Annotated in this window: 12 protein-coding genes and 1 tRNA gene; 11 read left to right on the forward strand and 2 right to left on the reverse strand. The window is 72.3% G+C overall.

The window, feature by feature from the left end:
* Positions 1–103 precede the first annotated feature (103 nt).
* Both DEJ46_RS26635 and DEJ46_RS26640 read left to right on the forward strand, forming a co-directional pair.
* Complete coding sequence (locus tag DEJ46_RS26635) at positions 104–1,459, forward strand: MFS transporter (protein ID WP_223835500.1); 1,356 nt, start codon at positions 104–106, stop codon at positions 1,457–1,459.
* Positions 1,460–1,596: 137 nt separating this feature from the next.
* A complete protein-coding gene (locus DEJ46_RS26640; RefSeq protein ID WP_055643500.1) occupies positions 1,597–1,830 on the forward strand; it encodes a hypothetical protein in 234 nt (77 codons plus the stop codon).
* Here DEJ46_RS26640 and DEJ46_RS26645 read toward each other — a convergent pair.
* Positions 1,809–3,029: a glycosyltransferase 87 family protein gene (locus DEJ46_RS26645; protein ID WP_150270310.1), complete on the reverse strand. Its 1,221-nt coding sequence runs from the start codon at positions 3,027–3,029 to the stop codon at positions 1,809–1,811. The two genes, DEJ46_RS26640 and DEJ46_RS26645, sit on opposite strands and share 22 nt — an antisense overlap.
* Before the next feature lie 125 nt (positions 3,030–3,154).
* Between DEJ46_RS26645 and DEJ46_RS26650 the strand changes: the two genes are divergently transcribed.
* The 9 genes from DEJ46_RS26650 to DEJ46_RS26690 all read left to right on the forward strand — a co-directional run bounded on the left by DEJ46_RS26650 (position 3,155) and on the right by DEJ46_RS26690 (position 14,837).
* Positions 3,155–3,227: transfer RNA gene (locus DEJ46_RS26650), tRNA-Ala, on the forward strand.
* Positions 3,228–3,581: 354 nt separating this feature from the next.
* Complete coding sequence (gene leuS / locus DEJ46_RS26655; RefSeq protein ID WP_150270312.1) at positions 3,582–6,467, forward strand: leucine--tRNA ligase; 2,886 nt, start codon at positions 3,582–3,584, stop codon at positions 6,465–6,467.
* A gap of 168 nt (positions 6,468–6,635) precedes the next feature.
* Entirely contained in the window at positions 6,636–7,343 is a 708-nt protein-coding gene (locus DEJ46_RS26660) for a hypothetical protein (RefSeq protein WP_150270314.1), read from the forward strand.
* 128 nt (positions 7,344–7,471) lie between these two features.
* Positions 7,472–8,317, forward strand: coding sequence for a DegV family protein (locus DEJ46_RS26665; RefSeq protein WP_150270316.1), 846 nt, complete (start codon positions 7,472–7,474; stop codon positions 8,315–8,317).
* A 376-nt stretch (positions 8,318–8,693) separates the two neighbouring features.
* A complete protein-coding gene (locus DEJ46_RS26670) occupies positions 8,694–9,452 on the forward strand; it encodes a helix-hairpin-helix domain-containing protein (protein WP_411757785.1) in 759 nt (252 codons plus the stop codon).
* Entirely contained in the window at positions 9,449–11,992 is a 2,544-nt protein-coding gene (locus DEJ46_RS26675; protein ID WP_150270320.1) for a ComEC/Rec2 family competence protein, read from the forward strand. The genes DEJ46_RS26670 and DEJ46_RS26675 overlap by 4 nt, the downstream gene beginning before the upstream one ends.
* A gap of 74 nt (positions 11,993–12,066) precedes the next feature.
* Entirely contained in the window at positions 12,067–12,690 is a 624-nt protein-coding gene (locus tag DEJ46_RS26680) for a winged helix-turn-helix domain-containing protein (protein ID WP_150270322.1), read from the forward strand.
* 5 nt (positions 12,691–12,695) lie between these two features.
* The gene (locus DEJ46_RS26685) at positions 12,696–13,964 is read left to right on the forward strand and encodes an MFS transporter (RefSeq protein WP_150270324.1); all 1,269 of its coding nucleotides are present in this window, start codon (positions 12,696–12,698) and stop codon (positions 13,962–13,964) included.
* A 27-nt stretch (positions 13,965–13,991) separates the two neighbouring features.
* Positions 13,992–14,837 (forward strand): arylamine N-acetyltransferase family protein, encoded by an 846-nt coding sequence (locus DEJ46_RS26690; RefSeq protein WP_150270325.1) that lies wholly within the window; start codon positions 13,992–13,994, stop codon positions 14,835–14,837.
* Positions 14,838–14,946: 109 nt separating this feature from the next.
* On the opposite strand, the gene DEJ46_RS26695 is transcribed toward DEJ46_RS26690, so the two are convergent.
* Positions 14,947–15,210, reverse strand: a complete 264-nt coding sequence (locus DEJ46_RS26695) for a hypothetical protein (protein WP_150270326.1) — start codon at positions 15,208–15,210, stop codon at positions 14,947–14,949.
* Between the last annotated feature and the right edge of the window lie 39 nt (positions 15,211–15,249).

The following is a 15,249-nucleotide window of genomic DNA, read 5'->3' on the forward strand; positions in this document are numbered from 1 at the left end:
ATCGGACCGCGGGCACGCTCCTTGCATGCCCTCGACCACAACACGTCCCGTACTCAGTAAAGACCGTGGCACCGACAATCGACCCGGAACGCTGCTCGGCGTGGTGCTGGCCGCCCAGTTCATGGCGCTCCTCGACGTCTTCATCGTCAACGTCGCCGCCCCCACCATCCGCGCCGAACTCTCCGCCTCCGGAGCCGGACTCCAACTCGTCGTCGCCGGATACACCGTCACCTACGCGGTGCTGCTGATCACCGGGGCCCGACTCGGTGACCTGCTCGGCCACCGCCGGATGTACCTCGGGGGCCTCGCCCTCTTCACCGCGGCCTCCCTCGCCTGCGGACTCGCCGCCGGAACCGGCCAGTTGATCGCCTTCCGGATGGTCCAGGGGGCCGGCTCCGCCCTGATGATCCCGCAGGTGCTGAGCCTCATCCAGCGGAACTTCACCGGAGAGCACCGGGTCCGGGCGCTCGGCGCGTACTCCGCCGTCCTGGCCACCGGCGCCGCCGCGGGCCAGGTCGCCGGCGGCGTCCTCGTCAGCGCCGACCTCTTCGGCACGGGCTGGCGGCCGGTCTTCCTGGTCAACGTCCCGATCGGGCTCGCCCTGCTCGCCCTCGGCGCCCGCGTCCTGCCGCGCGACGCCCGCACCGGGCCCGAGCGGACCCGCGGCCTCGACCTGCCAGGACTGCTCCTCCTCGCGGCCGCCGTGTGCCTGCTGACCGTCCCCCTGGTCCTTGGAGAGGAACAGGGCTGGCCGCTGTGGGCGTGGCTCTCGCTCGGCGGCTCCCTGCTGTTCCTCGCCGTGTTCGGCGCGTACGAGTCGAGACTCGCCAGGCGCGGTGGCGCGCCCCTCATCGCCCCGCGCGTCCTGCGGGTTCCCGGCATGGGGCGGGCGGTCGTCCGGATCGCCGTGGCGATGGGCGTCAACGCCGGGTTCCTGTTCACCCTCACCCTGCACCTGCAGGGCGGGCTCGGGCTCAGCGCCCTGCGCGCCGGACTCACCTTCGGCCCCGCCGCCGTCGCGTTCGGTGTGGTCGGACTGACCTGGCGGCGCTGGCCGGCCCGTACGCAACGCGCGCTGATCCCGGGCGGATTCCTGCTCGCGGCGGGCGCCTCGCTCGCCCTCGGCCGGTCCCTCGCGGACGGGGGAACGGGCGGCTGGGGTCTCTACCCGGCCCTGTGCGGCGTGGGTGTCGGCATCGCACTGGCCTTCAGTCCCGCCCTGACCGGCGCGCTGGCCACCGTACGGCCCGAGGACGCCGCCGACGCCAGCGGACTGCTCGCCACCGTCACCCAGCTCGGCCAGCTCATCGGAGTCGCTGCCTTCGGCGCCCTCTTCCTGGGCCGCCTGACGGCCGGCGGAGCACAAGCGTCCGCCGACGCGTTCTGGGCGACCGGCCTCGCCCTGGCCGCCACGGCGGTCGTCGGGGCCGTGGCAGGGCTGCCCCGGCGAGCGCGCTGACCCTCTTGCGGGGCCATGGCAGAATCGGACGGCCGGAGGGGGACGAGAATCCGGACGGGAGGGTGACCCAAGTGCTCGGCGAAAACGGCAGGGTGTCCTATGGGTGCGCGGCCTGCGGCCACAGCTGGAGCTGACTGATGGGTGCACACAGGCGGAAGTGCGACTGGTGCGGCAGCGGTACGCCCATCGTGCGCGACATGGACCCCGTCAATCCCGACTTCCAGTACTGGTGCGAGGAGTGCGCGCGGGCGCTGATCATAAAAGGCGACCCCATCGAGACGTACCGCGAGCTGGAGGGGGAGCCGATCTACGGCCGGCTCCTCGACGAGCACTGCACCCTCAAGCGGTTCTACTCCTTCGCCAGAGCCTGACGCCGCTCCTTCAGCACGTACGCCACGAGCAGCGCCGTCGCCGTCAGCGGATAGACGGCGGACAGCAGCATCTGACCCGCGTTCTGGTCCAGTTCGGGACGGCCCGGGTCGTGCGGCACCCACCACAGCGCGAACGACGTGAAGGCCAGGGCCACCACACCCGTCACCGGCCACGCGCGCGTGGCGCGGTCCGCGAGCAGGATCAGCAGGGGCACGCACCAGACCCAGTGGTGGGACCAGGAGATCGGGCTGATCATCAGCGCCGTGAACGCGCAGATGATCACAGCCGCCGCCTTGTCGCCGCGGACAGCGGCCCGTACTGCGAGGTACATCGCCGCACCGCCCATGACGGCCGCGGTCAGCAGCCACCAGATGCCCGGGGAATCCGTGTGCATCAGGCGGGCCAGGACGCCGCTGATGGACTGGTTGGCGGTCTCCTCGGCGAAGCCGACCCGGCCGGTCGCGAAGAGCGTCTCCGTCCAGAACTTCTTCGAGTCCGCCGGCAGGGCCAGCGCCACGGTCAGTGTCGTCGCCAGGAACACCCCGGTCGCCGTCACGCCCGTGCGGAGCCACTGGTTCCAGCGGTGGTCCCGGCGCCACAGGAGCAAGCCGGCGGCGAGCAGGAGGACCACGAAGAGCCCCGGTGTGAGCTTCACCGCTGTCGCGAGACCGATCCCGAGCCCGGCCCAGCGGCTGCCCTCGCGGCGCGTGAGGTCCCAGAGGACCGCCACCGCTATGAGCAGGTTGATCTGGCCGTACCGCAGTGTCGTCCACACCGGCTCGCACCAGACCACGGCGGCGGCGACGAACAGTGTCGTACGCCACAGGTCCGTCCGGGACAGTGCGGGGCGGACCAGTTGGAGCGACAGCTGGACCAGGGCGATCACCAGGAGCAGGTTCCCCGCGGTCGTGAGCGTCCGCATCAGCGGGACGCTCACCAGGGTCAGCGGGAGGAACAGCACCGCCGCGAACGGCGGATAGGTCATGGCGAGGTTCGCCGAGGTGGCGCGCATCGCGTAGAGGTCCCCGCCGGCCCGCAGTGTCTCGCCCTCGGCCCGGTAGACCATCACGTCGAGCATGTTCACGTGGGCGAGGCGTTGCGCCACCCAGAAGGACGCGAAGGAGAGCAGGCAGACCGCCGCGGCGGTGGCCAGGGGCCACGGCCGGGCGCGGGTTTTCGAGAGCACGGAGACGGACACAGTCGGCGACCCTACCGGGCAGGTCGGAGGGGCTCGGGGAATCGATTTGGAGATCTGCCCGGGAGCCGGTTAATGTTCTGTCTGTCGCCGCGAGGGAAACCGAAACGGAGACGGGAAAGCAGCAAGGGGCTATAGCTCAGTTGGTAGAGCGCCTGCATGGCATGCAGGAGGTCAGGAGTTCAATTCTCCTTAGCTCCACAGAAAGGAAGCGGGTCACCCGGATCGGGTGGCCCGCTTCTTCGTTTGCACATGCTCCTCGTGTGCTCGTACGTCTCGTGTGCCCGTACTCCTCGTGTGCCCGTACGTCTTCCTCGTCCGCTCGCGCGTGGAACGTCGGTGCGGCCCGCGCGGGCCCTGCGGTACCCTGGCGCCATGCGTGCCGTACGCCTCCTGCTTACCGAGCCGCGCTGATCAGTCCCGGCGCATGACCGTCGCCCCGTCGACCGTCATCCCGCCGGAGTCGGCGCGGCGTCCCCTCCTGTGCGAGGGGATTTTTCATTTCGCGGCAGTTCGTGGCAGTGGGCAGAGACGATCGATGGAGCTTCAAGGACCATGACCGAGATCAATACGACCGCCGAGATGGCGGCCCCGCATCGCTACACGGCGGCCATGGCCGCCGACATCGAGGCACGCTGGCAGGACTTCTGGGACGCCGAGGGCACGTACGAGGCACCGAACCCCTCCGGCGACCTGGCGGGCGACCCCGAGGTCGCCGCCCGGCCCAAGAAGTTCATCATGGACATGTTCCCGTACCCCTCGGGTGCGGGCCTGCACGTCGGCCACCCGCTGGGCTACATCGCCACGGACGTCTACGCCCGCCACGCGCGCATGACCGGTCACAACGTGCTGCACACCCTGGGCTTCGACGCCTTCGGCCTGCCGGCCGAGCAGTACGCCGTGCAGACGGGCACGCACCCGCGCGTGTCCACCGAGGCCAACATGGAGAACATGAAGGTCCAGCTGCGCCGGCTGGGCCTGGGTCACGACAAGCGCCGGTCGTTCGCCACGATCGACCCGGAGTACTACAAGTGGACCCAGTGGATCTTCCTGCAGATCTTCAACTCCTGGTACGACGACGAGGCCGGCAAGGCCCGTCCGATCGCCGAGCTGATCGAGCAGTTCGAGAACGGCACGCGTGAGGTTCCCGGCTCCACGCGCGCGTGGAGCGAGCTGACCGCCGCCGAGCGCTCCGACGTCCTGAGCGAGTACCGCCTGGCGTACGCCTCCGACGCGCCCGTCAACTGGTGCCCCGGCCTGGGCACGGTCCTGGCCAACGAGGAGGTCACCGCCGACGGTCGCTCCGAGCGCGGCAACTTCCCCGTCTTCAAGTCCAAGCTGCGCCAGTGGAACATGCGGATCACCGCCTACGCGGACCGCCTGCTGGACGACCTGGACGCGCTGGACTGGCCCGAGGCCATCAAGCTGCAGCAGCGGAACTGGATCGGCCGCTCCGAGGGCGCCCGCGTCGACTTCCAGGTCGGCGACACCGGCGCGATCACCGTCTTCACCACCCGCCAGGACACCTTGTTCGGCGCCACCTACATGGTCCTGGCTCCTGAGCACCCCCTGGTCGACGGCGCCGCGAAGATCGTCCCGGCCGCCTGGCCCGAGGGCACCCACGACGTCTGGACCGGCGGGCACGCCACGCCGTCCGAGGCCGTCGACGCCTACCGCAAGCAGGCCGCCTCCAAGTCCGACGTGGAGCGGCAGGCCGAGGCCAAGGACAAGACCGGCGTCTTCACCGGCGCGTACGCGACCAACCCGGTCAGCGGCGAGCAGGTCCCCGTCTTCATCGCCGACTACGTCCTGATGGGCTACGGCACCGGCGCCATCATGGCCGTCCCGGCGCACGACACCCGCGACTTCGCCTTCGCGCGCGCCTTCGAGCTGCCGATGCGCTGCGTCGTCGAGCCGTCGGACGACCGCGGCACCGACCCGGCGACGTGGGACGACGCTTTCGCCTCCTACGAGGCGAAGCTGGTCAATTCCGCCAACGACGAGATCTCGCTGGACGGTCTGGGCGTCGTCGACGCCAAGGCGAAGATCACCTCCTGGCTGGCCGACCGCGGCATCGGCGAAGGCACCGTCAACTTCCGTCTGCGCGACTGGCTGTTCAGCCGCCAGCGGTACTGGGGCGAGCCCTTCCCGATCGTCTACGACGAGGACGGCGTCGCGCACTCGCTGCCCGAGTCGATGCTGCCGCTGGAGCTGCCCGAGGTCGAGGACTACTCGCCGCGCACCTTCGACCCGGACGACGCGGACACCCAGCCGGAGACCCCGCTGTCCCGCAACGAGGACTGGGTCAACGTCACCCTGGACCTGGGCGACGGCGCGGGCCCGCGGAGCTACCGCCGCGAGACCAACACCATGCCCAACTGGGCCGGATCCTGCTGGTACGAGCTGCGTTACCTGGACCCGCACAACTCCGAGCAGCTGGTCGACCCGGCCGTCGAGCAGTACTGGATGGGCCCGCGCGAGGGCATGCCCACCGGCGGCGTCGACCTGTACGTCGGCGGCGCCGAGCACGCCGTGCTGCACCTGCTGTACGCGCGCTTCTGGTCCAAGATGCTGTTCGACCTGGGCCACGTCTCCTCGGCCGAGCCGTTCCACAAGCTGTACAACCAGGGCATGATCCAGGCCTTCGTCTACCGGGACGCCCGCGGCATCGCCGTGCCGGCGGCCGAGGTCGAGGAGCGGGACGGCGCCTTCTGGTACGAGGGCGAGAAGGTCAGCCGCGTCCTGGGCAAGATGGGCAAGTCCCTGAAGAACGCGGTGACGCCGGACGAGATCTGCTCCGAGTACGGCGCCGACACCCTGCGCCTGTACGAGATGGCGATGGGCCCCCTGGACGTCTCGCGTCCCTGGGACACGCGCGCCGTGGTCGGCCAGTACCGGCTGCTGCAGCGACTGTGGCGCAACATCGTCGACGAGGCGACCGGCGAGGTCACCGTCGTCGACACCGCGGCCGACGAGGACACGCTGCGTGCCCTGCACAAGGCGATCGACGGTGTCGCCCAGGACATGGCGGCGATGCGCTTCAACACCGCCATCGCCAAGGTCACCGAGCTGAACAACCACCTGACGAAGACCGGTGGCGCGCTGTCCCGGCAGGTCGCCGAGCAGCTGGTGCTGCTGGTCGCCCCGCTGGCCCCGCACATCGCCGAGGAGCTGTGGCGCAAGCTGGGCCACACCGACTCGGTCGTCCACCAGGGCTTCCCGGTCGCCGACCCGGCGTACGTCGTGGACGAGACCGTGACCTGCGTCGTGCAGATCAAGGGCAAGGTCAAGGCCCGCCTGGAGGTCTCCCCGTCGATCACGGACGCGGAGCTGGAGACGCTGGCGCTGGCCGACCCGCACGTGGTCGGGGCGCTGGGCGGCGCGGAGATCCGCAAGGTGATCGTGCGCGCGCCGAAGCTGGTCAACATCGTCGCAGGCTGACGGCTACGGCTGACGTCTGCGACTGATGTCTGTCGGCTGACGGCGGAGGCATGGGGGATTTCCCCTACGGGCAGGTTGGGGGTTCCGATGGAACCCCTGGCCTGCCCGCTCCGTTTACGGTGGAGGGACCACAGTCGTGGGGACTCGACCGATGCCGGAGGGGCGGACATGGAAGCCGCGATTATCACGATCATGGCGCTGCTCTTCTTCGCCTTCGTGGCGTTGGGGATCTACGCCACCGTGAAGGTGGCCAAGGCGACCAAGCGTGGGGTGGACCGCACCCTGGACCAGGCCCGACGCACCGTGGAGGACACCACGCTGCGTGCCAAGAGCTTCGGTCAGGCCGGGGTCGCGGGCGAGCTGGCCCGGCTGCGGCTCTCGCTGCGCACCTCGATGAGGGCCACGCAGGAGGCGCTGCAGGCGGGTGTGGGTGAGGACGCGTCGCTGAAGGAGTCGCTCGACCTGTTCCACCGGCTCAGCGCACACGGGCTCGAACTGGACGGGGACCTCAAGCGCATGGAGCGGGAGCCGGACAAGGCGTGGGTGGCCGGACAGCTGCCGGAGCTCACGCGGCGGACCGAGCAGATCACGGGGTCGGCCGAGGCGCTGCGCCGGGCTGCCCGGGACCGGGCGCTGAAGTTCGCGGAGGATGACCTGTCCTCGCTGAGTGCTCAGATCGACGTCGAGGCGGGCGCCCTGCGTCACTGGGACGGTCCGGAGACGGCGCCGGAGTCGGGTGCGTCGGACCCGTGGGGGAGCCCCGCAGGGACGGCGGGGCTGGCGGCCGGGGACGAGCCGCCCGCGATCACGGCGCCTGATCCCCGGCGCACTGCCTACCCGTGGGAGAAGTCGGCCCGACCGGAGACCACGACCTGACCTGGCCGAGCTTGGCTTGGCTTGGTCGGGCGGGTCGCGGGTGCCTGGTGGTGCGGGGAGGGGCCTCTGGGGCGTCCGGCGGGGGGCCGGGCTGCCGCGCCGAGGCTGCGGGAGGTAACCTCCCGCTCATGTCCCGGCATGTCGCGATCGTCACCGATTCCACGGCCTATCTGCCACCCCAGACGAGGGAGCGGCACGCTATCACGACGGTCCCGCTGACCGTCGTCATCGGTGACCGCGCGCTGGAGGAGGGCACGGAGATCTCGGCCCGGTCCCTGGCCGAGGCTCTGCAGAAGCGGCGGCCCGTCACCACCTCGCGGCCGAGTCCCGAGATCTTCGCCGCCGCCTACCGCGAGGCCGCGGAGGCGGGGGCGCGGGGAATCGTCTCGCTCCATCTGTCCGCGGAGGTCTCCGGGACGTACGACGCCGCCGTGCTCGCGGCGAAGGACGCCCCGGTGCCGGTGCGCGTGGTGGACACCCGCATGGTGGGCATGGCGCTGGGCTTCTGCGCGCTGGCCGCGGCGGAGGTCGCGGAAGCGGGCGGATCTCTCGACGAGGTGGTCGCGGCGGCCGAGAAGCGCGTCGCGGGAACCTCCGCCTACTTCTACGTCGACACGCTCGACTATCTGCGCCGGGGCGGGCGCATCGGTGCCGCGCAGGCGCTGCTGGGCTCCGCGCTCGCGGTGAAGCCGCTCCTCGAACTCGACGGCGGACGCATCGAGCTGCGGGAGAAGGTGCGGACGGCCTCCAAGGCCATCGCGCGCCTGGAGGAGATCGCCGTGGAGCGGGCCGGCTCCGGCGCCGTCGACATCGCCGTGCACCATCTCTCCGCACCGGAGCGGGCCGCCGTGCTGGCCGACCGGCTCAAGGAGCGGATCCCGGGCATCGAGGAACTCCACGTCAGCGAGGTGGGGGCGGTCATCGGCGCACACACCGGCCCGGGGCTCCTCGCGGTCGTCGTCTCACCGCGCTGAGATCCGCCACCGCCACCACCCTTACCTCCCCTACCTCCCCTACCTCCTTCTCCTCCTCGTAGGAGTGACGGAGATATCCACAACCAGAGTCTTTTCCACGGGACTTGGGTGAGTCCCGCACAGGGCCGTCGTGATCTCTACCGTCACGAGCATGGCACTTCGTACACGTATCGCATCGATCACCACCGGAGCCGCGGACAGGCCGGGCGCTCCGACGAGCGGGCCCGGCAGGGCGCCGGGTTCCGACGGGCGCAGTCGCCCGGGAGGGCGCGGCGCGCCTCCTGGGCGGGCGCGGAGGCGCACCCGGGTGCGCCGGGTCTCCGAGGTGCCCCGGACTGTCGTGCGGCGACGGGGGGACGCACTCTTCCCGCCGTCGGTGCCTGAGGCAGCGGAGACACCTGAGGCGCCGGAGCGGGGGTCTCCTGCGCGGGCGGTGCGGGGGCGGCTCGTGGCGGTGCTGCGGGAGCGGACTCCGCTGTGGGTGCAGACGCGGTGCGGGCTCGAACCTCGGGCGCTGGCCGCGCTGACCGTGATCCTGCTCGTGGCCGCCGGCCTCGCCGGCGGGTACTTCTGGACGGGGCGGCCGGAGCCGGTGCGGGCTCCCGAGATCGTCCGCGCCGCGACCGCGGCGGCCACACCCGCCGCATCCGTGGCCCGGGCCGGAGCGGGGAATGAGCAGAGCCCCGGACCCGCTGCGGGTGGGGCGAGAGTGGTCGTCGACGTCGGCGGCAAGGTGCGCAGGCCCGGAGTGCTGACGCTGCCCGGGGGCTCGCGGGTGGCGGACGCGCTGAAGGCTGCGGGCGGAGCGGAACCGGGGGCCGATCTGACCGGGATCAACCGGGCCCGTGTGCTCATGGACGGCGAGCAGGTCCTTGTCGGGCTGCCGGGGGTGCCGGTCGGCGGCTCCGGTCCCGGAGCCGGTGCCGGGACCGGCGGGCCGGCGACGCCGCTGAGTCTCAACGCGGCCACTGTGGAACAGCTCGACACCCTGCCCGGCGTCGGCCCGGTCCTCGCGCGGCACATCGTCGACCATCGCACGGAGCAGGGCGGCTTCCGGTCGGTGGCCGAGCTGCGGGAGGTCAACGGCATCGGGGAGCGCCGGTTCGCCGACCTCGAACCGCTGGTCCGGCCGTGAACCGGGTCCGGAGGGTGGGCGAGGAGGGACCGGCCGACCTGAGGCTCGTTCCTCTCGCGCTGGCGGTCTGGGCGGCGGCGGCCTGTGCGGTGGGTGTCACCGGCTGGTGGACGGTGGCCGGTGTCACGGTCTGCCTGGTGGGGGCGATCGCCCTGCTGGTTCCGGTCCTGGTCCTGCGGCGGTTCGGCGGGGCGGACGAGGCCCGGGAAGCCGTGGGAGGGGGACCGGACGTGTCGGTGGCCGCTCCGGTGACGCCCGGGACCGCTCCGGTGACGTCGGGGCGGCGGTTGCGGGCGACCGCGTGCGCGGGGGTCCTGCTGTGCGCGGCGGCCGGGGCGGCCTCGGCGGGGCTGCACGCGGCGGACCTGCGGCGCGGTCCAGTGCCGGCGTTGGCGCGTGACTACGTCCGGGCGCAGATGGAGGTCACCGTCACCTCCGACCCACGGCTCACCCGGCCCCGGGTGCGGGGCAACGCGATGGCGCCGGTCTCGGTCGTCCTCGACGGGGAGGTGACCCGCGTCGAGCGGCCGGACGGATCGGCGCACAGGACGCGAGCGCCGGTGCTGCTGATCGTGCCGCCGGGGGAAGGCAGAGACGAGTGGCTGCGACTCCTGCCCTCGACACGGCTGCGGGTCGGAGCCCGGCTGGCGCCGCCGCTGCGCTCGGGTGAGCCGTTCGCCGCGGTCCTCAAGGTCGACGGAGCGGGTCCGCCGCGGATCGTCGGTCCACCGAGCGCGCCGCAGCGCACGGCGGGCGAACTGCGCGCCGGGCTGCGGAGAGCGACCGAGGGGCTGGCTCCGGACGCGCGCGCCCTGCTGCCGGGGCTGGTCGTGGGGGACACCTCCAGGATCGGGCCCGACCTGCGGGACGCCTTCGAGGCCACCGACCTCACGCATCTCCTCGCGGTCTCCGGCAGCAACCTCTCCGTCGTCCTGCTCCTGCTCATCGGGCGTCCCGGGAGGGCGCACCAGGTGGAGCGAGGGGGGCTCGCTCCCCGGATCGGACTGTCGCTGCGGGCGACCGCGGTGGCCGGGGGAGCGCTGACGCTGGCCTTCGTGGTCGTCTGCAGGCCCGATCCGAGCGTGCTGCGCGCCGCGGCGTGCGGGCTCGTCGTCCTCCTGGCGATCGGCACCGGGCGCCGCAGATCGCTGATCCCCGCGCTGGCCGCCGCCGTCCTGCTCCTGGTGCTCTACGACCCCTGGCTGGCGCGGAGTTACGGCTTCCTGCTCTCGGTGCTCGCCACCGGGGCCCTGCTGACGGTCGCCCCGCGGTGGAGCGAGGCGCTGCGGCGGCGCCGGGTGCCGGGGCGGCTCGCGGAGGCGCTGGCGGCGGCCCTCGCGGCGCAGGCGGTGTGTGCGCCGGTCGTGGTGGTCTTCGCCGCCCGGGTGAGTCTTGTCGCCATCCCGGCGAATCTCTTCGCCGAACTGGCGGTCGCACCTGCCACGGTGCTCGGCTTCGCCGCGCTCGCCCTGGCGCAGGTGTGGGAGCCGGCCGCGGTTGGGGTCGCGTGGGTGGCGGGGTGGCCGGCCGGGTGGATCGCGGGGGTGGCGCGTGCGGGTGGGGAGCTGCCGGGGGCCCAGCTGGCCTGGCCCGACGGGTGGTGGGGCGGGCTGGTCCTGGCGCTGGTCACGGGCCTCGTGCTGCTCGGGGCGCGCAGGCTTCCGCACCGGGGGTGGATCGCCGGGTTCGTCGCCGCGCTGCTTCTGCTCGTGACCGTCCGACCGGTGCCCTTGACGCGATGGGCCACGGGATGGCCCCCGCCGGACTGGGTGTTCGCGATGTGCCAGGTGGGGCAGGGGGACGCGACGGTGCTCTCGGCGGGCGGTGACGCGGCCGTCGTGGTGGACGCCGGCCCCGACCCCGTACCGGTGGACCGCTGCCTGCGGGAGCTCGGGGTGCGGCGGGTGCCGTTGCTGGTGCTCACGCACTTCCACGCCGACCACGTGGCCGGCCTGACAGGGGTGCTGCGGGGGCGCTCGGTGGGGGCGATCCAGACCACGGGGCTCGAAGAGCCGCCCGCGCAGGCCGCGTTCGTGCGGCGGACGGCGGCCGCCGCCGGGGTGCCGGTGGTCCGTGCGGGGGCGGGCGAGCATCGGAGGGTGGGAGCGCTGGAGTGGTGGGTGCTGTGGCCGCCGGCCGGTTCCGGCGGATCGGTCGGTGGCTCCGTCGACGGGGCGAACGACGCCAGTGTCACCCTCCTCGTCCGGGCCGCCGGAGGGCTCCGTCTGCTGCTCCTGGGCGACCTCGAACCGCCGGCTCAGCGCGCGCTTCTGAGGAGCGGTCCAGGGCTGGGGCCGGTGGACGTGCTCAAGGTCGCCCACCACGGGTCCGCGCACCAGGATCCCGGGCTGATACGGGCCGTGCGGCCGCGTCTCGCGCTGGTGTCGGCGGGGCGCGACAACCCGTACGGACACCCGTCGCCGAGGACCGTGGAGTCGTTGCGGGCCGGTGGGGCGCGGGTGCTGCGGACCGATCGGGACGGGGCCGTCGCGGTGGTGGGTGCGGGGCGGGGGCTCGTAGCCGTGCCGAGGGGCCGGTGAGCCGGTGGGGTGAAGGGGGCGCGTCATGTAAAGAAACGCTTGTAAAGGAACCTTTCTAAGGATAGCTTTTCATCATGCCGGAGATCAGCGAACCGCGACCCGAGGGCGAGCAGCCCCGCAGTATCCGCCTCACCGACCCGCGTGCCCTGCGGGCCTACGCCCACCCCCTGCGGATGACCCTGGTGGGACTGCTGCGCAGCAGCGGCCCCTTCACCGCGACCAAGGCCGCCGAGCTGACCGGCGAGTCCGTGGCCAGCTGCTCCTACCACCTGCGGATACTCGCCAAGTACGGCCTCGTGGAGGAGGCGCCGGGCGGCAAGGGGCGGGAGAAGCCCTGGCGGGCCACCGCCCGGTACACGGAGTGGCCGGAGTACAGCGAGGACGCCACGGTCGCGGAGGCCGCGGGCGCCCTGACGGCCGCTGTCACCGAGCGCTACTTCGAGCGGGTCACCCGGGCCATCGAGCGCCGGCACACGCTGCCGAGGGAGTGGCGGGAGGCCGAGCAGTTCAGCGACTCCCTGCTCTTCCTCACCCCCGAGGAACTGACCGGCCTCGGCGAGCGGATCGAGGCGCTGCTCCGCCCCTTCGAGGGGCGCGAGTCCGACCCGTCCCTCATGCCCGAGGGCGCCCGGGCCGTCAGCATCCTGCGGATCGCCCACCTGGAACAGGACGTCCCCCACCACCGAGAAGCGGAGTGAACGGCATGGCCCTCGTGGACCGCATACCGGAGCTGCTGCGCGAGCGGACCTTCCGCCGCTACTGGACCGGGCAGACCATCTCGCTCGCCGGGGACCAGATCTCGCTCATCGCCATCCCGCTCGCCGCCGTCCTGATCCTCGGCGCGGACGCCGCCGAGATGGGCTGGCTCAAGACGGCCGAACTCCTCCCCGCCCTCCTGCTCAACCTGCCGCTCGGCGCCTGGGCCGACCGGCAGGCCCGCCGCAGACGCGCCATGATCGCGGCGGACCTCGGGCGAGCCGCGCTCATCCTGACCCTCCCCGTGGCCTACGCTCTCGACGCGCTGACGCTCACGCAGCTGTACACGGTGGCCTTCGGGATCGGCGCGCTCACCGTCCTCTTCGAGGCCTGCAACACCACGCTCCTCGTCGCGCTCGTCCCCACCGACCGGTACATACAGGCGAACGCCCTGGTCAACGGCAGCCGTTCGATGTCCTGGCTCGCGGGCCCCGGGATCGGAGGCGTCCTCGTGCAGGTCCTCACCGCGCCCTTCGCCCTGGTCGCCGACGCCCTCACCTATGTGGCGTCGGCCGGATTCCTGGCCCGGATCCGCGCGGTCGAACCTCCGCCGGCCCCCGTGGTCAAGGGGCACTTCACCGAAGGCATGCGCTGGGTGCTCCGTGACACGTCCATGCGCGCACTGTTCGCCGCCTCCGGCACGATCCAGCTGTTCAACTACATGTTCCACACCCTCTTCGTGCTCTACGCGACCTCCGAACTCGGCATCAGCGCGGGGCTGCTCGGCCTGATCCTCGGAGCCGGAGCGGTGGGCGGTCTCATCGGGGCCGCGGTCAGCGGAGCCGTCGTCCGGCGGATCGGCGTCGGCGCCTCGCTCGTCGTCGGCTTCCTCGGGTTCACGCTGCCCCTGCTCCTGATACCCCTGGCCGGCGGGCCGCTTCCGCTGGTGGTGGCCGTGATGTTCGTGGCCGAGTTCCTCTCCTGCGTCGGCGTGATGATCGTGGACATCGCGGCGGGATCGTTCCAGATGGCGGCGATCCCCGACGCCGTACGGGCCCGGGTCATGGGGGCCTTCCGCACGCTCAACCACGGTTTCCGTCCTGTCGGCGCGCTCGCCGGAGGTCTGCTCGGCACCGCGATCGGGCTGCGCCCGACTCTGTGGATCGCCACCGGCGGAGCCGTCCTCGCCGTGCTGTGGCTGCTGCCCTCGCCGCTTCCGCGCATGCGTGAACTGCCCACGAGGGAAGAGGAGTCGACCCCCGTCGGGGCCTCGTGACCGACCGGGAAGAGGGAGACTGGCCACATGAGTGACGATGTGACGGACGTACCTGACCAGACGGCTCCCGCCCCCGCGGCGCCCGCCCTTCCGGACGCGAGTGCCTACCTGGCACGGATCGGCGCGCAGCGGCCCGTGCGCGCGGACGCGGCCGCCTTGCGCGAACTCCATGTACGGCACCTGCTGAGCGTGCCCTTCGAGAACCTCTCGATCCATCTCGGCGAGGACATCCTCCTGGACGAGAAGGCACTGGTCGACAAGGTGGTCGGCGCCCGCAGGGGCGGCTTCTGCTACGAGCTCAACACCGCGTTCGCGGTACTGCTGCGGGAGTTCGGCTACCGGGTGTCGCTGCTCCAGGCGCGCGTCGTCGACCCGGAGGGGAGGCTCGGGATCCCGTACGACCACATGGCGCTGCTCGTGGTGACGGCCGACGGGGAGCGGTGGCTGGCCGACGTCGGTTTCGGCGACCACAGCCACTACCCGCTGGCCTTCGACGAGCGTGGGGACCAGGAGGACCCGGGCGGCCGGTTCCGTGTCCAGGAGGCCGCCGACGGCGACCTGGAGGTGCTGCGGGACGGGAAGCCGCAGTACCGGCTGGAGGCGCGGCCCCGTGAGCTCGCGGATTTCACGGCCGGCGCGTGGTACCACCGGACCTCGCCCGACTCGCACTTTCCGCGCTCCCTCATCTGCTCCCTGCTCACGGAGGAGGGGCGGATCACCCTCAGCGGCCGGAAGCTGATCACCCGCGCCCACGGGGAACGCGTCGAGCGGGTGCTCGACGGGGACGAGGAGGTGCGGGGCGCGTACCGGGAGCTGTTCGGGATCGAGTTCGACGAGCTGCCGGTCGTCGGGGGCGGCACACCGAATCCCTGAGGGGGCGCCGCCGGGCCGTCACCCGCGCGCTCACCCTCCACGGGGTCAGCCGCACGGTGACGCCCGACACCCGATAGACCCGGGCGTCGCGAGCGGGCTGGAGGAGGCCTTACGGGGCCTCCAGCCAGCCCTCGTGCTCGGCGGCGAGCTCGTCGAGCGCCGCCGCGTCGAGCTTTCCGTCCGGGTCCTCGACGACCACCAGCCACTGGGCGTCCTCGGCGTCGTCCTCGCCCGCCAGGGCGTCCCGGACGAGTTGCGGTGTCTCGGCCACGCCGAAGCGGTCGGGGAGTTCCTCGGCGACCTCCTCGGCGGCGTCGCGGTCGGGGAGTACCAGTACGTGTCGTCGTTCGCTCACCCGGTCATTCTCGGGCATGGCCGTACGGCTCTCGGGCATGGCTGTCAGTGGCCCGTG

This window comes from Streptomyces venezuelae, from assembly GCF_008642375.1.
In the GTDB taxonomy this organism is placed as follows: domain Bacteria; phylum Actinomycetota; class Actinomycetes; order Streptomycetales; family Streptomycetaceae; genus Streptomyces; species Streptomyces venezuelae_G.